The 24236-nt window shown below is 68.7% G+C and carries 18 protein-coding genes; 5 read left to right on the top strand and 13 right to left on the bottom strand.

What is annotated here, in order from left to right; all coding sequences use genetic code 11:
* Window positions 1–67 precede the first annotated feature (67 nt).
* The 6 genes from QHF84_RS03150 to QHF84_RS03125 all read right to left on the bottom strand — a co-directional run bounded on the left by QHF84_RS03150 (window position 68) and on the right by QHF84_RS03125 (window position 8583).
* The gene (locus tag QHF84_RS03150; RefSeq protein WP_281311648.1) at window positions 68–1153 is read right to left on the bottom strand and encodes a hypothetical protein; all 1086 of its coding nucleotides are present in this window, start codon (window positions 1151–1153) and stop codon (window positions 68–70) included.
* Between the two features lie 228 nt (window positions 1154–1381).
* Entirely contained in the window at window positions 1382–2164 is a 783-nt protein-coding gene (locus tag QHF84_RS03145) for a CPBP family intramembrane glutamic endopeptidase (RefSeq protein WP_281311647.1), read from the bottom strand.
* Window positions 2165–2190: 26 nt separating this feature from the next.
* Entirely contained in the window at window positions 2191–2799 is a 609-nt protein-coding gene (locus tag QHF84_RS03140) for a hypothetical protein (protein ID WP_281311646.1), read from the bottom strand.
* 14 nt (window positions 2800–2813) lie between these two features.
* Window positions 2814–3515 (bottom strand): hypothetical protein, encoded by a 702-nt coding sequence (locus QHF84_RS03135; protein ID WP_281311645.1) that lies wholly within the window; start codon window positions 3513–3515, stop codon window positions 2814–2816.
* The gene (locus QHF84_RS03130; RefSeq protein ID WP_281311644.1) at window positions 3512–7723 is read right to left on the bottom strand and encodes an aminotransferase class V-fold PLP-dependent enzyme; all 4212 of its coding nucleotides are present in this window, start codon (window positions 7721–7723) and stop codon (window positions 3512–3514) included. Before QHF84_RS03130 ends, QHF84_RS03135 begins: the two co-directional genes overlap by 4 nt.
* 62 nt (window positions 7724–7785) lie before the next feature.
* Complete coding sequence (locus QHF84_RS03125; RefSeq protein ID WP_281311643.1) at window positions 7786–8583, bottom strand: DUF6261 family protein; 798 nt, start codon at window positions 8581–8583, stop codon at window positions 7786–7788.
* A gap of 678 nt (window positions 8584–9261) precedes the next feature.
* On the opposite strand from QHF84_RS03125, the gene QHF84_RS03120 reads away from it, so the two are divergent.
* The 3 genes from QHF84_RS03120 (at window position 9262) to QHF84_RS03110 (ending at window position 11087) form a co-directional block, all read left to right on the top strand.
* Window positions 9262–9624 (top strand): hypothetical protein, encoded by a 363-nt coding sequence (locus QHF84_RS03120; protein ID WP_281311642.1) that lies wholly within the window; start codon window positions 9262–9264, stop codon window positions 9622–9624.
* A gap of 10 nt (window positions 9625–9634) precedes the next feature.
* Complete coding sequence (locus QHF84_RS03115) at window positions 9635–10441, top strand: hypothetical protein (protein ID WP_281311641.1); 807 nt, start codon at window positions 9635–9637, stop codon at window positions 10439–10441.
* 115 nt (window positions 10442–10556) lie between these two features.
* The gene (locus QHF84_RS03110) at window positions 10557–11087 is read left to right on the top strand and encodes a GNAT family N-acetyltransferase (RefSeq protein WP_281311640.1); all 531 of its coding nucleotides are present in this window, start codon (window positions 10557–10559) and stop codon (window positions 11085–11087) included.
* A 9-nt stretch (window positions 11088–11096) separates the two neighbouring features.
* On the opposite strand, the gene QHF84_RS03105 is transcribed toward QHF84_RS03110, so the two are convergent.
* Both QHF84_RS03105 and QHF84_RS03100 read right to left on the bottom strand, forming a co-directional pair.
* Window positions 11097–11990: a hypothetical protein gene (locus tag QHF84_RS03105; protein WP_281311639.1), complete on the bottom strand. Its 894-nt coding sequence runs from the start codon at window positions 11988–11990 to the stop codon at window positions 11097–11099.
* Between the two features lie 215 nt (window positions 11991–12205).
* Window positions 12206–12496, bottom strand: coding sequence for a hypothetical protein (locus QHF84_RS03100; protein ID WP_281311638.1), 291 nt, complete (start codon window positions 12494–12496; stop codon window positions 12206–12208).
* Between the two features lie 125 nt (window positions 12497–12621).
* On the opposite strand from QHF84_RS03100, the gene grxD reads away from it, so the two are divergent.
* Window positions 12622–12936, top strand: coding sequence for a Grx4 family monothiol glutaredoxin (gene grxD / locus QHF84_RS03095; RefSeq protein WP_281311637.1), 315 nt, complete (start codon window positions 12622–12624; stop codon window positions 12934–12936).
* Window positions 12937–13056: 120 nt separating this feature from the next.
* Here the strand turns inward: grxD and QHF84_RS03090 are convergent, their stop codons facing one another.
* From QHF84_RS03090 to QHF84_RS03080, 3 genes are read right to left on the bottom strand one after another with little or no spacing between them, the layout of a single operon-like run.
* Complete coding sequence (locus QHF84_RS03090; RefSeq protein ID WP_281311636.1) at window positions 13057–13764, bottom strand: uracil-DNA glycosylase; 708 nt, start codon at window positions 13762–13764, stop codon at window positions 13057–13059.
* On the bottom strand, window positions 13761–14963 hold the full coding sequence (locus QHF84_RS03085) for a hypothetical protein (RefSeq protein ID WP_281311635.1): 1203 nt from the start codon (window positions 14961–14963) through the stop codon (window positions 13761–13763). Before QHF84_RS03085 ends, QHF84_RS03090 begins: the two co-directional genes overlap by 4 nt.
* A gap of 15 nt (window positions 14964–14978) precedes the next feature.
* A complete protein-coding gene (locus QHF84_RS03080) occupies window positions 14979–18602 on the bottom strand; it encodes an FG-GAP-like repeat-containing protein (protein WP_281311634.1) in 3624 nt (1207 codons plus the stop codon).
* Between the two features lie 107 nt (window positions 18603–18709).
* On the opposite strand from QHF84_RS03080, the gene selA reads away from it, so the two are divergent.
* On the top strand, window positions 18710–20113 hold the full coding sequence (selA, locus tag QHF84_RS03075) for an L-seryl-tRNA(Sec) selenium transferase (protein WP_281311633.1): 1404 nt from the start codon (window positions 18710–18712) through the stop codon (window positions 20111–20113).
* Window positions 20114–20116: 3 nt separating this feature from the next.
* Here the strand turns inward: selA and QHF84_RS03070 are convergent, their stop codons facing one another.
* Window positions 20117–21520: an MBL fold metallo-hydrolase gene (locus tag QHF84_RS03070; RefSeq protein ID WP_281311632.1), complete on the bottom strand. Its 1404-nt coding sequence runs from the start codon at window positions 21518–21520 to the stop codon at window positions 20117–20119.
* A 9-nt stretch (window positions 21521–21529) separates the two neighbouring features.
* Entirely contained in the window at window positions 21530–24178 is a 2649-nt protein-coding gene (locus QHF84_RS03065; RefSeq protein ID WP_281311631.1) for a TonB-dependent receptor, read from the bottom strand.
* Between the last annotated feature and the right edge of the window lie 58 nt (window positions 24179–24236).

Below are 24236 nucleotides of genomic sequence, written 5' to 3'. Positions count from 1 at the left end.
CGTCGCAGAAACGTGCTGGGGGCGTGGCTCGGCTCGTCGGAGCGTGGCCCCCGCGCGTAAAACGAGCTCACTTGGGCTGCTCGATGCAGCAGCCCGTGAGGCAGTAGAAGCCGAAGTCGCAGGGCTCTTGGCCGGGCAGGCCACAGGGCTGGATGCCGTCGGGGCACTGCTCGGGGGGCGGCGGGTTGCCGGCGTCCGTGCCGCCCATGCCGCCGCTGCCGCCGCTGCCGCTGCCTCCGTCCGGGGGCGGCGGGAAGCACTCGGGCGGCAGCGTGTCCTTGCCGATGCAGAGCTCGCAGGTGCCGCAATCGTTGTAGCAGGCGCCCTTCACCTGCGTGCAGGGGGCGCACTTCTTCGGGTCGTCGATGTTCGCGAGGTCGCAGCCGAAGTTGCCTTGTCCATCCTCGGTACCGAGCCAAACCGGGCCGTGCTTCACGCCCTCCTTGTAGATGACGCAGCAGCCGAAGCAATCGCAGCCGTTCGGCGTGAGCGACGGGCAGATTTGCTTGCAGGTCTCCGGCTGGTTGTTGAGGAGCTCGTCACAGCTCAGGTTCGTGCCGGGCGTGTTCGCGGCTGCGTTGTACTTGCACTTGGTGCCGTTCCACCACTCCGGGTTGTAGTCGGGCGCGACGGAAAGCGGGTCGCACTGGTGATTCCAGTAGCATTCGTCGTTGCCCGTTCCGGAGTTCGAGTCCCAGAAACAATCTGTAATGCATGCCGCGCCGGCGCCGCCGGGAATGCTGACGCCGAGGCCGGTCTCGCTGTTGTCGCAGGGGCCGAGGCACTCCGGGTCCTGCCAGTCGATGAGGCCGTCGCCGTCGTTGTCGATCGTGTCGCCGCACTGGTAGACCTGGTTGACGCACGAGGCCATGACGAACCCGCCGTCGGGGCCCACCCAGCCGTCCGGTCCGGCGTCCGGGATGTTTCCCGTGCCGCCCGCGCCGCCGGTGCTGCCGCCGATGCCGCCCGCGCCGCCGGTGCTGCCGCCGATGCCGCCCGTGCCGCCCATTCCACCGCTCGCGCCCGAGCCGCTCGCGCCGCTGCCGGTGGTATTTCCACCCTGGGTATCGTCGCTACAGCCCACGGCAATGAGGGCTGCGACGAGGGGGCTCGCGAAGAGCAGGACCATTGCGCTTTTCGAGAAGGACGGCATGTAAAGTCTCCTTGGCTGAAGCGAGGGCTCCGGGGGGGCTCGGGTACCCCGGGCCGTGTCCACCGACGAACGTCGTGCAGGCAGAATGCACGAGACGCGCCAGGCAGGCAAGGCATGGATGCCCGCCGAAAAGCCGCATTTCGACGCGGACGGCCGTGCGTGGGTGGTTGCACGAGTTACCAGTTGTTGTCGTCAGTCTGGATTCGCCCCGACGGCAGCGCGCGGGATTCAAACGAGGAGCGAGAGGCCGGTCCACGTGAGGTGGACCGTCGCGTGTGCGAGCATTCCGGCTTCCAGGCTGCGGCGGAAATAGAGCCAGCCGAAGACAATGCCGGCGATTGCATTCAAAACGACGGTGCGGGCGATGACGGGGGCCGTCAGCGGCAATCCCATCCCCATCACGGCGGGCAGGTGACCCGCGCCGAAAAGGAGAGCGGCGAGCACGACGGCGGCCCACATCGTGCCGGCGGTGGGGCTTCCCGTGGTTTTGCCGATTTTTGCGATGGCCCAGGCGAAGAACGTCGCGAGGCCCCAGCGCATCAGGAGCTCTTCGGTGATCCCGCCATAAAGGACGCTCATGATCGCTTCCCACGCAGTGCGTTTCTGGAGAATGCGGAGGTTCTGGCCGGCTTCGCCCAGGGTGGGGAGCATGAAATGGTCGAGGGCCAGGATCACGAGCGCGGTGAGGATGCCCAGGCCGACGGCGATCCGCACCTGGGCTCGGAATCGCGGCTCGCTTGGGGGCTCGCCCCCGGCCCACGCGGCGACGTGGGATCGCAGGTTCAATCGCGGCGCGAGGCGAACGCCCGTCGCGACGGCCAATGCCAGGAGGAGGAGGGGTTGAATCAGCGACGCGGCCACGAGCACGGGCAGCGGCGGGAGGGGCGCGCCGTTCAGCGTCGTGAGCTTCTGGAGCTGCGAGATGGTGATGGGCAGCAAGCTGAGGACGCCCAGGGCTCCCATGCCGAAGAGCGCGCCGAACCGCTGCCACGTGCGCTGCCGCGTCGTCATGTCGCCTTTCTGGGGCGACCGGGCGTTCAGCGCAAGACCTCGACCCCACGCGCCGCGAGGCGATCGAGGACGGCGGCGTCGTCGACCGAGCCGAGTCCAACGTCGAGATGCGCGAGCTTGGGGAGCGTTTCCAGGCTCGCCGCGTGCGTCCAATCGCCGGTCAGGGTGAGATGCGTGAGCTTGGCCAATCCTTCGAGGGGACGGAGATCACGGAGCTCGTCGTAAAAGCCGTGGCCGTCGAGGTCGAGCGTCTCGAGGCCCTCGAGCGCGCTGATTCCCGCGAGCGAACGGAGCGAATAGGTGTCGTCCTCGCCGCCGGTGTAGGCGTCGGCGCCGCTCTCCATCATCATGTAGATCTCGTTTCCGCCGTCGAAGTCGAGCCGATCGAGCCGCGCGACCTTCTTGCGATCGAGCTTGATCGAATGCAGCCGGGCCATGGCCGCCCGGAGCCGCTCCGTCTCGTCGTCGCCCTCGATGCCTTCGAGCTTGGCCTCGATCCGCTCCCGATCCACGACCTCGGCCTCCATCAACGCGCCGAGCACGGCGATGTGCAGGCCGGGATCCGGGAGAACGATGCGGGTCTCGTTCTTCTCCGCGGCCTCTTTCGTCTTCGTCGTTGGCTTTTTCGTTGTCATTTGGGTGTTCGTTTTCAGAAATCGTACGAGAGGCCCCAGCGATGGGCCGGTGGAGGTCGGTTTTGCAAGAGGACCGCGCGCGCCCATTTCGGGTACGGCATGACGTACTCGGCGTGCAGCGTGCCCGCGAGGAATCGACGGGCGGCGTCGGCTCCTTCGCTGCGATAGATGTCCCGCATTTCCTCCTGTTCGGCGCGGAGTCGATCGAGGTCCTTTTCGGAGGGGCTCCGGCGCAGGGGAACGAAGGGGCGAGGCAAAGGCGCGAGGAGGTCGCGGAAGGCCTGCGCGCAGGCTGCCCCCTCGGCTAGGGGCTCGGGCGCAGGGCCGCCGCCCTCGATGGCGTGAAGGGCGACGTCCACGATCCACGTGTTCTGCGGGGCGTTGGGTCGGGCGCGGCGCAAGGGATCGAGGTAATGAGGGGCGGGCGCGATGGCGGCAAGCCAGGCCGCCCAGACGACGCCACGCCAAGTGTAATGGGAGGTGAGCTCGACGAAGAGGGTCCGGTCGAGGGCGCCGAGGCTCTGGAGGCAAAGGTAAAAGAATTCGAGGCGCTCGCAGCGGATGGAAGGGTAACGCCCGAGGACGGGCGCGAAGACGCTCGCGGCGTGGAGATGGCGGCGCAGGTAGGGAACGGCCGATCGAGCGCGGGCGAGCTGCAAATAAGGGCTCTGGCGCAGGAGGTACCAGACGTCTTCGGAATGATGGACGGGCGTCATGAAACCCGGGCGGCACGGCGCGCGCGGAGGGCCCCGAGCGGCGTCGGGAACCAGCGCAAATGGCGGAATGCCTCCGGGATGTCGAGCTCGTCGAGCAGATCCGGCGGAATCTCGACGGGGGCGCTCGCGAAGATCGCCCGCGCTTCGTCGAGGAAGCCGGCGAGCGCGGTCTCCGGCTCGCTCGTGCGCATGGATCGATATTCGAGCTCGCCCCCGCGGTACGTCAAATCGTTCAGGCGGAGCGCGGGCCGAGGACGGCCGGCAAGGTGCGTCCACAGACCCGTTTCGGCGTCGCAACGGTACATCGGGAGTAGCTTCCAGCCGTCGTTGGCGACCATGTGGATCGCGGCGACGATGTAAAGGAAGACGGCCTCCGTGATGAAGGGATCAAAATGGATCCGGACCCAGCCCGGTCGGAGCACGCCGCATCCGGCCTCCCCGGCGGCCGCATAGGCCGCGGCAGGCTCGCGGTCGATGTCGAGGATGTGGTGGCTGTACGGGCCCGCAGCGCATTCCCCACGCGCCTGGATGCCGAAGAGGTCGTTCAGCAGGGCGACGACGAAGCGAAAGTGGAGGAATTCGTCGCGGCCGTGGCGGATCAGGAGCGACACGATGGGCAATCGTTCGAGGTCCGCAGGGCCGAGCACCCGGATGTTTTCGTTCGTGCGGAACGAAGCCATGGCACGTTTGACGAAGTCGTTCTCGCGGGCGCGAATCGCGTCGGGGCCGATCGCCGCTTTGAGCTGAACCACGAGGCCGGCGCGGACGGCCCCGAGGACGGCCGGCGCGCCCGCCTCCTTGTAACGCGCGACGAGCGAGCGCTTGGCGACGAGGACGCCGGGCGCGCCGGTGCCGCCGATGAATTCGTGCGGCGAGAGGAAAACGGCGTCCTTGTACGCGAGGTGAACGTCCGCGCCGGGGCCCTTCGGGTTCATACGAATGTCGAGGGAACGCCCGGCGGCGGTGTAATCCCAGAACGAAAGTGCCCCGTGCCGGTGCAGGAGGGTCGTGATCGCGATGTCGTCCACGAGGATGCCCGTCACGTGGGACGCCGCGGAAAAACTCCCGATTTTGAGCGGGCGGTTCGTATGTCGGACGAGCGCCGCTTCGAGCGCGTGGAGATCGATGCGGCCCTCGGCGTCCACGTCGATCGTCACGACATCGGCGATGGATTCACGCCAGCGGCGCTCCTTCGAAGGGTCGTCCGAGGCGCCGAGGAACACGACGGGCCGCTCGTTCTCCGGGATCCGGTCTCGCAAGCGATATCGTTCGTCGAGCTCGGGCGGCAAAAGGAGCCCGAGCGCCCTCATCATCTCGTCCATCGCGGCCGTCGCGCCCGATCCGCAAAAGAGGACGATGTCGTCGCTGCCACCACCCACGCTGTCGTGGATGATTTCACGCGCGTCGTCGCGGAGGAGCGAGGATTCGGCGTGTGTACTCGCATGAAGTGGCATCACCTCGCTCCGGAGAAACTCCTCGAGGAAGCTCAGCGAGTGGCCGGAGGCCGTGTCATCTGCATGGACCAGGCGCCGTGGTCCGAAGGGCCTCGGGAGGACCACGTCGTCGCCGAGGATCGAGGCGCGCACCTTCGCGAAGAGCGCCTCCTTGTCGGAACGCGCATCGGGCGGCGACCCCTCGCGGCGGGTCGCGTCCGCCGCGTCGCGCGACGCGTGCGGGATGTCGAGCAGGGTCACGAGGCCGTCGACGAACCCGCTCAAGCTCTGCTCGACGAGTGTCTCCGTATCACCCTTGGCAGCCCGCATCGTGCTGGCCATGGTCATTCGCATCAGGGTTTTCGTGCCCATCGCGCGCTCGCCCTGCGTATCGACGAGGAGCGCCTGCGCCGCGCGCCGGACGATGCGGGCGTCGGTCTGCTGGAGCGCTTCGATGAGGTCACGATTGATGGCCTCGACGAGCGTGAAGGCCATGGCGGGGCTGAACGCGAAGAGGCGCGCGAGCGGCTCGGCCGCGAGCTCGAGGAGCACCACGTTTTCCCGCGCGGTACAGGTGACCCGCTGCGGGCCGCGGTCGAGCAGCGCTTCCATGCCGATGGTTTTTCCGGGACCGAGGACGGCGAGGTGCGTTTGCCGATGGCCCGAGCGGACGGTGATTTCGACGGTGCCGCGCGCGAGGAAAAAGGCCGAGCCGCTGCTCTCGCCTTCGGCGAAGATCGTGCGCCCGCGCGGCACCACGCGCTCGACGAGGAGACCCGCGACCTGCGCGATCTGTTCGATGCTGAAGGATTCGAAGAAGGGAAGGGCGCGGAGGGATTGCTCGATTTGCGGCGAGATCGGGTGGCCCTCGCCCAGATCCTCGATGGACGCGAGGGAGGCGGCCGGCAGAGGCCCCCTCATTTCATGGGTGATTCCACGCAGCTCGTTGCAAAGGAGCAGCGAGAGGCGGCGCAGGACCTTGAGCGCGGCGGGGTGGCGCGCGCGCCGCAAGCGCTCGAAATCGGCGATCTCCAGCGCGACGCCCGACGCGCGCCGGATCGCGGTGACCGTGGCCGCGCGCAACATGGGCTGGTTCAAGGCGAGCTCGCCGAGCACGCCGCCCGGGCCACTTTCGCCGAAGAAGATGCGGTCGTCTCCAGGCGTCCGTGTCGAGACCGCGAGGAGCCCGTCCTCGACGAGATAAAGTTTGTCGGCCGGCGAGCCCTGCGTGCAGAGGACGTCGCCGATCTCGGCGCGGAAGGGCCGCATCAGCGAGGCGATTTCGTGCCGCTCGTCGCTGTCGAGGTCGGAAAAGAGGGGAATGCCTCCGAGCCACGCCGCGATGGCGTCGGGGCCGTTCGTCGTCCGCGTGGTGACGCCGGAGTCCACGTTCGCCTCCACCTCCGGCGGCGCGGCGCGCTGGATCCCGCGGCGCACGGCCCCCGAGAGCTGCTCCCATGCCTGGTTCCACGCCTCGGCGAGCTCGTCGGCCATTTGACCGCCCTCGGAGAGATCGAGCTCTGCGCGGAGCGCCTCGCCGAAGGAATCGACGTGCACCTCGCGGACGCCATAAAGCACGTGCCGCGCGCCGAGCTCTTCGAGCATCGCGTGGAGCCCATGCGGATCCCGCAGGCAAGCGACGCTCGCGGTCAGCGCGGTGACGAGCTTGCGCCCCTGCCCGGAGAGATCGTCCGGGAACAAATGGCGCATCTCGGGGTGGCGCGCGAACATGCGCTCGTAGAATCGCTGGGGGAAGCCGGTTCGCGAGAGCGCGCGCTTGAACATCATACGCACGAGCTCGGCCTGCCGCTCGGGCGGCGACGCGGCGACCTCGGGGAGCAAGCCGAGCGCGCGCATCGTCGCGACCACGCCTTCGAGCGCGGCCACGAGGGCGTCGGCCGAGGCAAACCGTTTCGCGGGATCCTTTTGCACGGCGCGATCCACGGTCGCGGCGAGCTCGAAAGGGATGTCGGGCCGGAGCGAGGCGATGCTCGGCAGGGGCTCTTTGAGGATCGCCTCGACGAGCTGCATCAAAGGTCGCTTGGGGCCATACGGCGGGACGCCTGCGAGTAGCTCCCAGAGGACGAGGCCGAGCGCATAGATGTCGCTCGCCGCGGTCGCGGGTACGCCCTTCCACAGCTCGGGCGCGAGGTAGCGCGGCGTGCCGAGGATATCCCCCTTTCGGGTCACGTCGGCCGAGGGCGCGCCGGCATTCGCCACGAAGCGCGCGATGCTCTCGGGGCTCGCGTCCTCGAACGTGGGCCGCGCCGGGACCTTCGCGACGCCGAAATCGATGAGCTTGCCAGCGCCGTTACGGGTGCGCATGACATTGGCCGGTTTGAGGTCGCGATGCAGGACGGAGGCGCGATGCGCCGCCGCGAGCCCACGCGCGACGTCGACGCCGAGCACGAGGATCTCCTGCCAGTCGAGCGTGCCGACGAGTGTATCGAGGCTCTGCCCGGCGACGAGCTCGTACACGATGTAAGGCTGCCCGAGCGCCTCGCCGCTGCGGTAGACCGCGACCACGTTCGGATGCTCGATCCGGCCGAGCGCGAGGGCTTCGAGGCGGAAGCGCTCGCGATCACGCTCCGCCGGCGAAGCGCCGCGGATCATTTTGATCGCGACGAAGCGATCGAGCGTGAGATCGAGGGCGCGCCAAACCTCGCCCATCGCGCCTTCGCCGAGCCGCTCGACGAGGCGATACCCGTCGAACTCGGTGAGGGTCCTCGGGGCAGAGGAGACAGGCGGGGGTGTGGAGCGGCCCGATTCGAACACGCCGCGATGGTAGGCGAGCGCGTGGGGTCGGCAAGACGAATCGGCGCGGGAAGCTTGCGGGATCAGGCCGTGGCGGGCGCCTCGCCGGGCGAGGGTGGTGTCTGCTCGATTTCACCGGTTTCGGGGTTCACGTCCTCGATGGGCTTACGCTCGCGCAGGTAACGGCGGATTGCCTCGTTCTGCACGAGGATCGGCCCGAGCAGCGCGCCGCGGGCCTTGCGATCGGCCTCGCTGTCGGAGGGGTGCTTGCCGAGGATCATGGCCACGGCTTGCAGCATGAGCGATTGCCCCTTCGCGCGCGCGTCCTTCACCTGGGCGAAGGTCAACTGCCCGCCGGGCCCCTCGATGGCGGCGCGGTATTGGCCTTCGAGGGCCTTCAGGCGCGCCACCTGCCGGGTGAGGCCGAGCTCCGTCACGAGCGCCTTGTAATCGGGTTCGTCGACGCGTGACAGGATGCGCTGGACCTCGGCCAGCTCCTCGACGAACGGGAGGGACGTGACGGCGCCAGCGCCCTTCGGGAGCAGGACCGTGAGCATCTTTTGCGCTGCCTCGGCGAGCGGATCGCCCGTCGCGGAGGCCCGGATTTGCGCTTCGGCTCCGTCGCGGAACGCGGTGATCGCGGCGTCCACGTAGATATCGAGCTGCTTTGCCTCCGGCGAATAGGTGGTGGGCTTGCGGGCCGCCCATTTCGCCTCCAGGTCGCGCGTCTCCTTATCGTGCGTGATCGCCGTTTCCGCGTGGGCGGCGAGGTCCACGAGCGACGCGGCGACGGCAGCCTTTCGCACCTGGGAGAGGGCGAAGAGGCGGCGGCCGGTCGAGAAGGTATAGAAGCTGAGCAGGGACGCGAGGAGGGGCTCCATGCAGGCGGTCCTTTCGAGGGGCGAACCTCGGTGAAGGGGGGGTGAGGCGGGTCGCATGCTGCACGAGACGCGGCGAGGAAGGCAAGGGGGGTTCGCAGGCGGGACCACGGCGCGAACGCAGGAGGGGGAGGGGCTCGCCGCTTGGAACACGCGCGCGGGCCGAAGTGGGCGCGGGGGTCTTCACGTCTTGCTCGACCCGCGCGCGAGGAGGTCCGGGGGCTCGATGTGCGCGATGCGAGTGCCCATCGAGGAGGCCGGAGAGCGCCATTCTTGGTGTGTGGGTCGCGAGGAAAGCGCCCTTCGCCCGCGTGCATCGGCGTCGAGGTGTGAGCGGAAGAGGGGGGCGACCGCCAAGGTCGAGGTTCACGTCGCGCGTCGGGAGGCCGGTGGGCGGCGCTCGTGGGGCTCGCGTCGGAGGTTTCGAGGGGCGAAGGCGTTTTGGTTCGCGAGCGAGAAGGAAGGGACGAGGTCGAGGAGGTCCCGGGCGGGCTGAGGGGGACGGGCGGGGAGGGGCGCGGGGTAGGCGGAGGGGGTTCGACCTGGGAGGGGGGAGGGGCAAGGGCATGCGGCGCGGGGTTCGACCCCGGGTAGACACGGCCGCGTCTTGTGGTTTGTATGGCCCGACCCGGTCGCCCTCCTGATAGATAGGCCACAGCTCATCGCAGGAGGGGTTTTCAGATGAGGTCGCCGGCGGCCTTCTCCACAGGACCCGATCGGGCCTATCCCTCGCTGTACTTCGTCGTGTGTGGTGACACGACGATCGGCATGGACATCGGGGACGTTGCTGCTTCCCGCAACATCCTCGTCTGGGTGTCCTCGGTTCGTGATCAGGGGGGTGGCGAACTCCAGGTCTCTCGCCCTTGGTGCATGAACTGCCATGCCGTCCTCAAAGGCAAGCAGCTCCCGGCCCCCACCCTCGACGGCCCTTCGTTCTATGTTCAGAAGCTACGCGCTTCGGGTGACCGGGGCCTGGACAAGCCGATCCTCGATGACGGCCTCGTCGGACACCCTGGAACGCCTGGCAACACGCGCCCCCATTGAGAGGAACCTCATGAAGAATGATCCTCGGAATCGTCGTCCCAAGATATGGTCCAATGGGATGAAGTGCTGGCACATCAAGGATTCGGACGCGAAGGCGCTCTTGGCCGAGGAACCTTGGTTGGCGGATCCAGAAAACACGAACCCGTTCCATGAGGCATATACGAACGAAACGGGTGAGCTCTTGTTATACTATAAATACACGAAGAGCCTGCTGTTCTCGTCCCGCCAGGCCTACATGAAGGACCGGGAAGAGTTCAGGAAGACCCCCCCGCCGTCACACGTCCTCGAAGGCCACCTCCCCCAGGGCGCGCATTTCATCGAAGCCGTGCCTTCGCTCATCGACGAGCTCGCGCGCACCCTCGAGATCCCCCGTGAATCTCTCGACAGCTCCTTCGATAGCCTCTACCTCGTGGAAAAAGCCCTGAAGAAGATCCGTCCCAAGAGGCGCATCCTCGAAATCCCGAACCTCTTCCCGGGGCTCGTCGCGTATGCCGGCGAGGTCATGCGCAAGGCGACCGGAGGCGAGTGGTTCCTCACGGAGGTGGGTGGTTCGATTCACGAGCCATATGTCCGTCATGGCCCGGGAGGCCGGTACATGAATCCGTGGCTGGAGCTCTACAAGTCGATCACCGAGCCGGGGCCCGTCGCTCTCCACGTTCTCGTCTCTGTCGAGGTCCCGCCCCCGGACGATTTGAAGCCCAGGGTGACCTTCGTGAACGAGGAGCCCGACGACGCGTACGAGACGTTCGGGGAGCTCGTGAAGGACCAAAAGGGCCGCGAGGTCTATCGTATCGGGTTGCGCCGCCGGACCAAGTAACTTCGCCCGGGAGCATTCCGCTGCAGCTATCGCTCGCGCCTCCAGAAGCCGCCTTCAGCGTCCGAGCGCGGCCGCCGCGCGTTTCGCCGGATCGTGGTGTATCCTCGTGCGCGCCATGGAGATCGATGGGTTTCTCACCACACCACGCCTCGTGTTTCGCACGTGGCGCAGCGACGATATCGAGCTCGCCGTCGGCCTGTGGGGCGACCCCGACGTGGCGCGGATGATCCACGCGGGCGGTCCGCCGTCGCGCGAGGACATCGCGGCGCGGCTCGCGCGCGAGATCACGACGCAGGTCGAGCACGGCATTCAGTACTGGCCGATCTTCCTGCGCGAGACAGGCGAGCACGTGGGCTGCTGCGGCCTGCGGCCCTACCGACCCGCAGAGCGCATCCACGAGATCGGCGTCCATCTGCGTCCGGCATTCTGGCGGCGCGGCCTCGCCGTCGAGGCGGCGCAGGCCGCCATCGCGTACGCTTTCGAGCGCCTCGACGCGCGCGCGCTGTTCGCGGGGCACAACCCCGCGAACACGGCGTCGCGCAGCATGCTCGCGAAATTGGGCTTCCGGTATACCCACGACGAGCTTTATCCGCCGACGGGTCTCATGCATCCGTCGTATCTGCTCGAGCGTCCCTCGACCTCGTAACGCGCTCGATCAGGGCTTTGGCGAAAGCGCAATCGCGAAGGCCACGTCCTGGGCCCGATGCGCTTCCGAGGGGTCGAACATGCTGGCCGAGCGGCGTTCGAGGGTACGGGCGAGCTCATCGAGCGGAACGCCGTCGTCCACGGCGGCCCTCGCGATGCGGGCTATCTCGTCCTCGGGGATGTCCATTTGTCGGGAGCAGAGGAGGAGAAGGTCGCCCGCGCCGAGCTCGACGTCGAATCGGTCGATGCCCACCCCGGTATGCAAAAGCCCCCCGAGGCCGTTGACGATGATGTTGAGGGGGATCTGCGATGGGTCGATGTCGCGGGTTTGCGGCATGCGATCCGCGACGAGGTGCATGTAGTGCTCGACGACGAGGCTCTCGAAGTGGCGGGCGCCCGCGCGGAGGAGGAGCGCGCGGCCGATTCCCACGTGGGTTCCACGTACACGAGCGCCTTCGATGGTGACGGCAATGCACCCGACCAGGAGGCCGTGGATGCGGTCATGTGTCGGGACGTTGGCCACGACCCGGTCGATCTCCGAGAATACGGCGGCGAGATCACGCGGCAGGGTCGACACATCCCCGAAGTCCGCCGCGCACGCCTCGTAGACACGTTCGGCCGCTCGACGCGATTGCATCGCGCCGGCCCAGCCCCAGTCGTCGGGGAAGCCGTCGGCGGCGCCCACGAACCGGACGCCCTCGTCGGCGCTCGCGAACACCTGGACGAGCGCACGCACGGCCAGGCGCGCGCCGAGCCACCCCGTGCAGTGCCCACCCATTCCATCGGCGACGACGAGCAACCCCTCTCCGGCTCCGGCGCCGACATCGACCGTCCGGCTGCCGCGCGAATCGCATAGACCCAGGGTCGACGCGAGGGGGAGGGCGCTCGTGGTAGGGTCGGCCATCGACGTGATGGAGCCACGGCGACCGCGCGCCGTCAATCGGCCATCCCTTGCGCCTCGTTGCCTCACGGCAGGCAGATATTGCGACTCCTACGACGGTCCAGCTACGCCGATGGCGCTGTGTGTTAAAGACAATCCAGAGGGATTTTAAAAAGACGCCCGCGGACATGGCCCCAGGCGGGAAGTGGAGGCGCAGGCGCGTGCGGTCATTGCGGGGCTTACTTCCGATTCCGGCGCATCTCACGGACGAACGTCGGCAATGCGACGAGCAAGCCCCATGTCGCAATGTCGAGCAACCAGGGAATCGCAAAGCTCCAGAGCGGCGCCGAGGCGAGCCACAACCCGGCACAAGCGAGGAGGGGTCCCACGAGGGGCACCATGGAAACGGATCGGTCGATCCCGCGGCGGCGATTGCGCGTATTGACGACGACGGAGGCGGCATTCATGAGAATGACGTACGCCCCGAGGACACAGAAGAGCAGGCCAGGGTAGAGCAGGAACCGGCGCATCGACCTCGCCTCCGAGAGCACCCTCGCATGTTCGCGTGTGGGCGGCATCTCGGCCGCTTGTCTGCGGAGGCGCCGAGCGCCCGACCCTCGCCGTGCCCCTCCCCTTACGCTACGTTGTCGCCGCCATGAGCGACGTGCGTCAACGGATCCAGGAGATCATCGATCAGAACCGCGTGGTCCTCTTCATGAAGGGGACGAAGAGCTTTCCGCAGTGCGGGTTTTCCCAGCGCGCCGTGCAGATCCTCAAGTCGGCCGGGGCCGAGTTCGTGGACGTGAACGTCCTGAAGGACCCCGATATCCGCCAGGGGATCAAGGAGTTCTCGAACTGGCCGACGATCCCGCAGGTCTACATCGACGGGAAATTCGTGGGCGGCAGCGACATCCTCCTCGAGATGCAGGCATCGGGCGAGCTTGCGCAGCTTCTTGCGCCGAAAAACTAGCTGGACGACTCCCTCACCCCCAACCCCCTCTCCCTGGCGGGAGAGGGGGCTAGGCGCGGAAGAGGGGGCTAGGCGCGGAAGAGGGGGCTAGGCGGGAGAGGGGGCTAGGCGGGGGAAGGGCTAACGGCGCGCTCGTTCGAGCGCCGCCGCCAAGACCTCGTCGAACATCGCCGCCGTGAGCCGGCCCGTCTGCGTGTTCTGCTGGCTCACGTGGTAACTCCCGAACAACCACGCCCGTCCGCCGGTGCCCCGCGGATCCGGGATTTCTGCGCGCGCTCCGTGGGCGAACGCAGGCGCAGCCGAGACATCGCCGTGCTTCTTGGCGAGCGTGAGGACCGCGTCGTAGCCGGTTTTCCCGAGCGCGAGGTAGGTGTGCGCCCGGTCGAGCAGCGCGAGCTCGGCTTCGAGCCAGGGGCGGCAGTTCGCGAGCTCCGCCGGCGTGGGCTTGTTCTCGGGCGGCGCGCAGCGACACGGGGCCACGATGAACGCACCCGTGAGCGCGAGGCCGTCGCCGCGGCGCACGCTCGTCGGCTGCGAGGCGACGCCGGCCCGGTGGAGCGCGGCATAAAGAAAATCGCCCGAGCGATCCCCCGTGAACATCCGGCCCGTGCGGTTGCCGCCGTGCGCGGCCGGCGCGAGGCCCATGATGATCAGCGCGGCGTCGGGGTCGCCGAAGCCAGGAATCGGGCGGCCCCAGTAGGTCTCGTCCCGGTAGGCGCGGCGCTTCACGCGCGCGACCTCTTCACGCCACGCGACCAGGCGATCACAGCGGCGGCACTCGACGAGCGCTTCGTGCAAGAGCTCGAGCGAGCGCCGCTTGCTCGTCACGACACCCCACGCACGCTCGCCGGAGCGCTCTTCGGCGCGCGCTCGGACAGGGGCGTGCGCGCGTCGCGAAGCTCTTCGCCGACGATCATGCCGGAGACGATCCGATCCATCACCACGTCGAATCGCACGCGCTGGAACCGCGCGCCACTCGCGAGCCAGTCGGTGTGGCCTCCCGCGCCCGGGAAGTGGCCGACGATGTCGAGGTGGTCCGCTTTGCCCACCCAGACGAGGTCGCCCCAGATCTGGGAGGTCAAAGGAACGACGCCGTCGTTCGCCGTCGGAGGCAAGGCCTCGCCGAGCATCGCCTTGAGCTTCGCTTGCGCCGACCCGTCCGCCGCCGCGCACGGGTACCGCTCGTCGAGGCGGCTCGTCAGGTTGTAGAGCGCGGTGAAGATCGTCGCGCTCATCGCGCTCCACGGCGAGCGGAGGGCCGCGATCCAGTCGCGCACCGCGTTCGAGGGCGCATACGTCGCGACGCACTGGTAGCGCACGCCGGGGCGATCCTCGACGCCGGCCTGGAAGAGGTCCATCGCCTCGGGCATGAGCTGCACGATGGCGCCCTGATCGCCGCGGAGCAGATCGAGCCAGGTGCGGAGCTCGCGGCTCGACGCTTCGTCGAGGACCTTGGCCACGGCGTCGACGGCGCGGTTGATGATCTCGAGCTCGAAGTTGCCGATCGAGAGGCGGCCGAACGCGGCGACGAGCGCGGACGTCGCGGCGAGCGGGGGCGCGCCGAGCTTGAGCGCGGTCACGGTGAGCGCGGAGATCGCGTAGAGCATGCGCTGGCCGCTGACCGTCGCGAAGAAGGCCGCGAGCGGCGTGCCGTAGTGCGGCGTGTTCATGGTCGTGATCGACGAGAGCCGCGGGAGCCACGCGAGGTCCTTGCGGGCGACGCCGGGCAAGCGCGCGGTCGGAGAGGCGACGAGGCGCGCGTCGAGGCCACCCGTCGAGTGGCCGATCACGTGGATGGGTCCGTCGTCGTCGCCGGCCGTGGCGGCGATCATGTGCGCGAGCTTGGCCGCGCGGCGGCAGACGCTGGCCGTCGGGTGGACGTCGCAGACGAGGACCTTGGCGACGCGGCCGCGCTGGCGGAAGCGCTCTTCGAGCGCGACGACGAGGTGCTCGAAGTACTCGAACGACGCGAGCCGCGCGAAGCCGAACATGCCGGGCGAGAGGTAGATACGAACGGGAGGCGACACGAACGAGAGGGTAGCCTAGCTGCGCGCAGGTCGCCGCCTCGCCAGCACGAGCGCGAGGCCCACGGCCAAGAGTCCCGCCGCGCGCCCGCCTTCGCGGCCCTGGCCGGCAGCCCGGCAATCGCATCCGCCGGCCGCTTCGAGGGCCCGCGGGAGCCGTGCTTCTTCGCAGGCGAGGGCCGTGAGCGGGGCCTTGGCCTTGAGGGGCGTGCCCTGATCGAGCTGGGTTTCGAGGCTGCCCGTGTTGCGGTTGTCGTGGTGGTAGCTCTCCCACGCGATGACGCCGTCGGTGCGGCCGCGCGTGTGCCAGACGTGCAAAAAGCCGCTGCGCGTGCCGACCGCGACCTCGAGCGTGCCGTCGCCGTCGAGGTCGCCGACGGCGGCCGTGGAGGCGATCCACTGGCCCGTGAACTTGGGAAAACCCGCGGGCTCGCGGCCGCAAGCGTCGTAGGCGTGGAGGAAGTAACCGCCCGAGCCGGTGATGACCTCGGGGTAGTCGTCGCCGTCGAGATCGGCGATCGCGTGGTTGTTGAAGAACGTGAAGTCCTCGAGGAGGAAGGGCGAGCCGGGGAGCATCGCGCCGGTCTTGCCGCTCCAGACCGCGAGCAGGTGCTCGCCCGCGCCCGCGCCGCCGCCCTGGAGCGCCTGCGCGAGCGAGAGCGAGCCGCCGGAAGCGATGACGTCGGGCACGCCGTCCTGATCGAGGTCGCCGACGGAGGGGCTCGAAAAGAGCGGGAGCATCGTGTTCGGCTGCGAGGCGCGCGTGAGCGGGCCGAAGATGCTGGAGGGGTCGAGGCCGCGGATCGTCTTGTCGGGATCGGTCGGGTCGGGACGAGCGGGGAGGGCGTTCGCGGGCGGTGCGCCGAGCGAGGTTTGTCCGCCGGGATCGGCGGGCACGACGAACGGAAGGCTCACGTTGCCGTGCGCGACGGCGGCGAGCGTGCCCTCGAAGCGCGCGATCGCCGGGGCGTTCGGGATGCCCTCGGCGACGAGCGGGAAGAGCTCGAAGGAGCTGAGCGAGACGGGCCAGCCGGCGACGATCGGGCCCTCGGGGGCCTTCGTGCCGCGACCATCGACGACCGTGATGCCGCCGAACTGACCACTCTTGCCGAGCCGCTCGTTCGAGCCGAGGACGAGGTCCATCACGCCGTCGCCGTTGAAGTCCGCGACCGCGGGCGTCGTGAGGATGCGGCTGCGCTTCTTGGGGTTGTGCTCGGGGTCGATGCGGATCTCGACGGGGAAACCAGGCAGCGATGCGCCGTCCGCGTCGAAGACGTAGACCTTGCCGTCGAACGCGGCCTGCACGATGTCGAGGCGGCCGTCTCGATCGAGATCGACGAGCACGGGCGAGGCGAAGGCGCCACGCGTGATGCGCTGGTCCTCGTCCATGCAAGGGCCGCCGGGCGGAGGTACGTCGACGCCACGCGGGCACGAGGGGATGCGCGGCAAGCGCCGCGGAAAACCTTGGCGAACCGAGCCGTCCGCTCCGAGGACGTAGATCGTCCCGGCGAACGTGGACGCGACGATCTCGACCCTGCCGTCGCTGTCGAGGTCGGCGATGGCGGGCGCGTTCATGAAGCCCTCGCGCGCGAGGTTCGGATCGACCTTGCCCGACGCGTAGCCGGGCGCGGTGATGTGGCTCGGGGTGTCGCTTTCGGGCGGCGCCGTGAGGCCGTCGATGGAGGTCGTCTGGAAGGGGAAGCCGGGGAAGGGGACGGGGCCGGCCTTCGTGAGCGTGAGGACGTGGATCGCGCCGCCGCCCGTCGGGACCACGAGCTCGCGCACACCGTCGCCGTCGAGGTCGGCCATCTTGGGGTTCGCTTCGAGGCTGTCGCCGAGCCAGACGGGAAAACCCCGCGCGAGGTCGGGATCGCTGTGCACGTAGTAGGTGCGGCGCATCTCGCCTCGCACGTCACCGACGGCGCCGCCGTAGTGCGCGGTCGCGCGGACACGCACGGTGATCGTGTGATCGTTTTCCCCGAAGGGACTGTCGACGTCGCGCGCGTGGCTCACGGTGACGTTGCGGACGTCGAGGAGCGCGAGGGGCTCGGCGCTGCCGGCGATGAAGGTGGGATCAAGGTTCTCGCGATGATCGAGGACGTGCTTCTGGAAGTCTTCTTCGAGGGGCTGCACGCCGCTCGCCCACTCGACGACGTAGTCGTAGGCGTTTGCCCGCGGCGCGGAGATGGTGCCGCGGATCTGGATCGGGCCGTCCACACGATCCTGGTAGAGGACCTCGAACCAGCGCGGCGAGACGATGTCGACCGAGGGCGGGATGCGGCCGTCGCGGATCGCCTCGAGCGCGCGGCTCGCGTTGACGCGGCCGTAGCCGAAGCGTTGATCGAAGCCGGGCTGCGAGAAGCGGTAGATCGAGCCGGGATCGCGGGACTCGGGCACGTCGATGTCGTCGGCCGTGAAGAAGAAGATCGACTGCGCCTCGCCCGGCGAGAGCTGCGGCACGGTGTTGTACTGGAGCGCCGCCGAATAAAGCAGGCCCGCGATGCCGCTGAGCTGGCCCGTGGCCTCGCTGGAGCACGAGTTGCCCGAAGCCGAGAGCAGGTTCTGGCCGCCGTAGTTCGAGCAGGGGTGGAAGTCGACGAAGCTGCGCGAGGTGCGAGCACTCGCGCCGTCGTACTGGATCGCGTGCACCGGCAGCGTGTGGTTGCTCGCGGCCGGCATGTTGTGGTGGCGCGAGTTCTCGTCGGCCATCGAGGTGACGACGAGGACCTTGTTCTCGTACGCGTAGTCGAGCGCGGCCTGCGCGAAGCGCGTCATGTTCAGCGTGCCGAGCGCGCACTGCACGACCTTCACGCCATTGTCCGTCGCGTAGACGACGGCCTCGCCGAAGGCCTGCACGTCGCCGATGAAGCTGTCGCCGACGCGGAGCGGGAGGAACATGCAGCGCGGGCAGGCGCCCGCGAGGTCGACTCCGTTGTTGGCCTGGGACGACGAGTCGGAGGCCTCGCCCGTGCCGTGCCCGTACCGCGTGTCGTCGTACGGGTCGTTGTCGTTCTTCATGAAGTCCCAGCCCGAGATGTCGTCGATGTACCCGTTGCCGTCGTCATCGATGCCATCGGAGAAGGCGAGGATCAGATCACCGGCGTCGAGCACGCCGTTCGCGTTGCGATCGGACGCGGGCAGCGGCATCGAGGTCGCGTAGTCCGAGACCGAGAAGACGCCGTCGCCGTTGCAGTCGAAGCCGGCGAGATCTCCGTCGCCGCCGCAGGGGCTGCCGCCCGTCTGGAAGGGCTTGTGCGTGAGGAGCTCGCGGCGGTTCAGGTACGCCTTGTCGAGGAGATCGGGCTTCTCCCAGAAGATGCCGCTGTCGGTCACGGCGATGACGACGCGCGGATCGCCGATCGAGACGCGCCACGCGCGGTCGATGCTCATGCCCGAGGCGACCTCGTCGGCGCGCCTCACCACGCCCGGCGCGGCGGGCGGCAGGAACGAGTAGTAGTTCCACTGGCCGTCGCGATCCTCGGCGTAGGCGTAGCCCGGATCGTTCGGCCAGTTCGCGGGATCGGACATGTCCGCGTCGGGCGACGGAGGCCAACTGGCGGACGCGGGGTGGGGCGCGAGGGCGCTCGCGAGGGCCAGGGCGGCGAGCAAGCCGCCGCGCCACGAGGGGCGGTACGTTCGCATCGTCTCCTCATCGGCCCCGCGCGGCGCGGGTTCTGGCGAGGCCGCGTAAGTGTGTGTGCGCAAAAAGTACGGGAGAAGCAGCGGAGAGCAGCTAGATGTAGCAGCCGATGGGCGAGGAGGAAACGCGAGGGACAGGGAGCGTGGATCTGCGGGGCATCCCACGGGTGGACCGTGTCCTCGCGAGTCCGTCCCTCGCAGAGGCCAAGCGCAAGCTCGGCGTCGCTGCGCTGACGCGTCTCGTGCGGCGATTTCTCGACGAAGCACGTGACGCCGTGCGCGGCGGCGCGCCGTGTCCTTCCGCGGAGGACGTGGCGCTTCGCATCGCGGCGCACGCCGAACGAACGCTCCGGACGCGCGCGCGTCGGGTGATCAACGCGACGGGCGTCGTGCTGCACACGAACCTCGGACGTGCTCCGCTCGGCGCGCGTGTGGCCGACGCACTCGCGAGCTCGGCTTCGGGGTACACGTCGATCGAGATCGATCTCGCGACGGGGAGGCGCGGGCGTCGCGGCGCGTTCGCGGAGGACGCGCTCTGCGAGCTCTCGGGCGCGGAGGCGGCGCTCGTCGTGAACAACAACGCCGCGGCCGTGCTCTTGATGCTGGGCGCGCTCGCGGCGGGCCGGCCCGTCGTGGTGTCGCGCGGCGAGCTCGTGGAGATCGGCGGAGGGTTCCGGGTGCCCGACGTGATGGCGCGATCGGGCGCGCGGCTCGTCGAGGTGGGCACGACGAACAAGACGCGGATCGCGGACTACGCGCGCGCGCTCGATGCGGCGCCCGACGCAGCGGCGATCCTGCGCGTGCATCAAGGAAATTTCCGTCAGGTGGGGTTCGTCGAGCGGCCGGATCATGGAGCGCTCGCGGCGCTCGCGCGCGAGCGGAAGGTGCTCTTGCTGGAGGACCTCGGCGGCGGCGCGATCGTGGATCTCGAGCCGCTCGGGTTGTCGGGCGAGCCGAGCGTGCGGAGCTCGGTCGAGGCGGGATCCGACGTGGTTTGTTTCAGCACCGACAAAGTGCTCGGCGGTCCGCAGGGCGGAGCGATCGTGGGGCGCGCCGATCTCGTCGCGGCGTGCCGGAAAGATCCGCTGGCGCGCGCATTGCGGCTCGGTCGGCTCCCGCTGGTCGCGCTGGAAGCAACGCTCGCCGCGTACCTCGAAGGCGACCTCGACGCGATCCCGACCCTGGCCGCGCTGCGCGCGCCGCTCTCCGCCGTGCGCGCGCGGGCCGAGCGGATCCAGGCCGAGCTCGCGCGAAAGGGTGTGACGTCATCCGTCGTGGAGATCGGGGGCGCCGTGGGGGGAGGCGCGTGCGCCGAGGAGCCGCTGCCCTCGTTCGGCGTGGCGATCGAAGGGGCGGGCGGCGCGCTCGCGGCGATCGCGGAGCGCCTCCGCGCGGGAGATCCGCCGGTCCTGCCGCGCGTGCAGGAAGGCCGGATCCTCTTCGACGTGCGCACCTTGCTCGACGGCGAGGACGAGCCGCTCGTCGCGGCGATCGTTCACGCCGTGAAAGGTTGAACGTCAAACGATCTCGAGTTTGTCGTTCGGCGCGGGGATCACGATCGAGCCGTGCCCACGGTCGCGCATCTTCTCGGCGAGGATACGTTGCGGCTGGGGGTCGCCGTGCACGAGCGCGATCGTGGACGCCGGGCCGCGGGCGCGGCAAGCGTCCGCGTAGGCCACGAGATCCCGCTGATCGGCGTGCGCGCTGAAGCCGTTCAGGACCACGACGTCCGCGCGCCGCTCACGCTCGACGCCGAAGATCCGCACCCGCGCGCGTTTCTCCACGAGCCTCCGGCCGAGCGTGTGTTGCGCCTGGTAGCCCACGATCAGCACCGTGTTCCGCGGATCCTCCACGCCGTTCTTCAGGTGATGGAGGATGCGGCCGGCCTCGCACATGCCGCTCGCCGAGATGACGATCGCGCTGCCTTCGCCGCCGATCTCCTTGCTGCGCTCCTTGTCCTCGATGTACTCGAGGTCCTCGAAGTCGAAGGGCGTGTCCGTGCCGCGGAGCAGTTCGCGCGCCTCGGCGTCGTAACACTCGGGGTGGAGCTTGAAGACGTCCGTGATGCGGACCGTCAGCGGCGAGTCGACGTAGACCGGCACGCGCGGGATCTGCCCCGCCTTGCGCAGCTTCTTCAGCGCGAAGATCACCTCCTGCGCGCGCTCGAGCGCGAATGAGGGGATGAAGACTTTTCCCCCCCGGCCTATCGTCCGGGTGACGACACGCGCGAGGTCGTCCTCCATCTTGTCGACGCCGTCGTGCAGGCGATCGCCGTACGTGCTCTCGGTGATGAGGACGTCTGCGCCCTCGGGGACCTCGGGATCACGCAGGATGGGCCTGGCGGCGCGGCCGAGATCCCCGGTGAAGACGATGCGCCGCTTCTTCCCGCGCTCTTCGACGTCGAGCACCGTGATCGCGCTGCCGAGCACGTGCCCTGCGTCGAGGAAGGTCAGGCGCACGCCGTCCGCGATCGGGATCGAGCGGTGGTAGGGGACCGAGACGAACCGCGAGATCGCGTCGAGCACGTCTTCCTCGCCGTAGATCGGCTCGACGAGCTCGTCCTCGCGACCCTCCCGCACGGATTGCTTGTTCAGGTACCGCGCATCGGCCTGCTGAATCGCCGCCGCGTCGCGGAGCATGAGCGCCGCGAGATCACGCGTCGCCGGCGTCGCATACACGAGCCCGTCGAAGCCGTTTTTCGCGAGCATCGGGAGCGCGCCCGAGTGATCGATGTGCGCGTGCGAGAGCACCACGGCCGAGATCTCGCGCGCGGGCACGCGCAGGCGGCGGTTGTACTCGAACGACTCGCGCCGCCGGCCCTGGAACAGGCCGCAGTCGAGCAGCACGGTGGCGTGTTCGGTGCGGACGACGTGCATCGAACCGGTGACGGTCTGCGCCGCACCGACGAACTGGATGTCCAAGCGAAACCTCTACAGCGTGTGCTGGAAGAAGCCCATGATGCGGCGACCGACGCGGTTGCCGAAGGGGTGCATCTGCGGCGGGTCCTCGGCGACGCCCGCGAGCGCGTTGTACACGACGAGCGAGACCTCGCCCGTCGTGCTGGCGATCGGGAAGCGCCACCCGATGCGCCCGTTCAGGAGAGCGTAGCCGGGGACGTCGAAGGTCTGCACCTGGATGCCGGAGAGCGTGGCGACCTGCTCGGCCCAGGTCTGCGCCGACTGGTAGTGGAAGGTGATCTCGCCGTCGATGCCGGGCTTCGTGCGGAGCTGGACGCCCACGTTGATCTTGTGCCGGCTCGTGCGCTGATCCGTCGGCGCCGAGCAGCCGTCCGGCAGCTCCTGCGAGGACAGGTTCAGCGCGTAGTTCGCGAAGAGGTCGAGGCCCTCGATCGGGTAGACGCGCGTGCCGACCTCACCGCCGAACACGTTCTGGATGTCGCAGCGGTTGAGCCATCCGCCGAAGCCGACCGTATAGCGGCCCGTCTCCGGATTGAGCCCGCCGAGCCCGTCGGCGCGGTTCGCCAGCGTGAGCGGCCGCTCACCGGCGAGCGCGATCAGGTCCGAGATGCGGTTGTAATAGGCGGTCGCTTCGAACTCGAAACGATCGCTCATCTGGTTCAGGTAGCTCGCCTCGGCCGTGATGATGCTCTCGGGCCGGAGCCGGAACGACGTGTCCTCGTAACGCTTCGACGCCGAGATCAGCTCGACGCCCGGGAGCTGGAGCTGGATCGGAAGGTCGAGGTACGACTCGAGGAAGGTCGTGTTGCGGAACGCCGTCGAGCCGCTCACGCGGATCGACTGGAGATCGGTCGGCTTGATGATGAGCGAGCCGCGCGGCGAGACCTTCACGGTCTCGAGGTAGGGCACGTAGTCGGCGCGGCCCGAGACGACGAGCTGCACTTTCTTGCCGAAGCGCAGCGTGTCCTGGAGGAAGAGCGAGCCCCAGTTCTCGATCGGCGTGTCGTCCTGCAGGTACGTCCAGGTGATCGACTTCAAGCGGTACGCGGCGCCGGCGCGGAGGCTGTGATCGACCGACTTCGGCCACGTGACGTCCTTGAAGAAGTTGAGCTCGGCGTCGACGACGTTCTGGTTCGCCTGGCTCGGGAAGAGCGTGTGGCCGTAGTAGTCGTGGTTCGACGAGGTCTGCGCGGCGACCCGAGCGTAAAAGACGCGCGCGGAAAAGTTTTCGGTCTTGAAGAGCGCGGTGATGTCGGAGTTGTCGAAGCGGGCGCGGTAGTCGTTGAACGGGCCGATGCCGTAGACGTCGATGTCGCTGCGCGCGAAGCCGCCGCCGATCTGAAGCTCGCGGTTGTTCTTGAACCGCTGCGAGAGGCGGATGTCGACGCGCAGGTTCTCCGCGCCGAGGTTCTGGTTCGGATCGAACACCACGACGTCCTGGCGTCCGTCCTGCACCTCGCGCGTCCACCGCGAATACCGCGTGTAACCGACCGACGCGCGATACCCGAAGTCACCGTCGCGCCCGGTGGCCCACGCCGAACCGTAGCCCTGGCCGGTGTCGCCGTAGCCCACGCGGAAGCCCGTGCGTCCCTCGCCCGGCGCGATCGTGATGATGTTGACGACGCCGGCGAACGCGTTCGCGCCGTAGAGCGCGGAGCCCGGGCCACGCACGACCTCGATGCGCTCGATCTGATCGACGTCGATCGAGAGCGTCTCCCAGAACGTCGAGCCGAGGATGTCGAGGTACGCGGGCCGCTGCCCGTTGATGAGCACGAGCAGCTTGTTCGCGAGGCGGCTGTTGAAGCCGCGCATCGAGACGTTCGTGTCGCCGCCCGTGATTTGCATGACGTCCATGCCGGGCACACGACGGAGCAGCTCGGGGATCCGCGTGATGCCCGAGAGGCGGATGTCCTGCCGCGTGATGATCGTGGTCGAGTTCGGCGAGTCGAGCGGGCTCTGGGCGCCGCGTGAAGCCGTGATGACCGTCTCGCGGTAGACGTCCTCGTCGCGCGCCTTGCCGACGATCTTGTTGACGTCGGCCTGCGCCTTCGCGTCGCCGGGCTTCGTATCACCGGGCTTCGTGTCGCTCGGCGTGGTGTCGCCGGGCTTCGTATCGCCGGGCTTCGTGTCGCTCGGCTTGGTGTCGCCGGGCTTCGTATCGCCGGGCGTGGTGTCGCCAGGCTTCGTGTCGCCGGGTTTGGTGTCGCCCTCGTTCGTCTTCGGCGGCTCGGTGTTCTTCGCTTGCTCGGCGCGCTGCAGCGCGAGCTTCTCTTCGAGCTGCTTCAGGACCTGCGCGGCCTCGGCGCGGTCGGGCGGATCGGACGCGACGTACTGCTTGTACGCGGTGATGGCCTGCTCGAGGTTGCCGGCCTCGGCGTGCGCGCGGGCGATGTTGAAGAGGACGTTCGGGTGCGGGAGGATTTCCTGCGCGCGCTCGAGCTCCTTGATGCCCTCGGGATAATTGCCCTTGCTGATGAGCTCCATGCCGGCGCGGAAGTGCCGCCTCGCCTCGGTGCGCGCGTCGGCCATCGCGGGGCCCGCGGCGAGGGCCGTGGCGAAGGCGAGGGCGAGCGCGACGAGCACGCGCGTCGGGCGCGAGCGTCGTGGCTCCGTGGAGGAAGAGGGCGCGTCACGGTGGGCGGATGAGGGCTCGGACGACATGGCGGTTCCTCGGGGGCAAACCGCACTCTACACGAGCCCGCATCACGCCTCACCGCCA

The organism is Polyangium sp. y55x31, from assembly GCF_029946505.1.
Lineage (GTDB): Bacteria > Myxococcota_A > Polyangia > Polyangiales > Polyangiaceae > Polyangium.
Note: the sequence above shows the minus strand (reverse complement) of the source record. Positions and strands in the feature narration are given on the sequence as shown.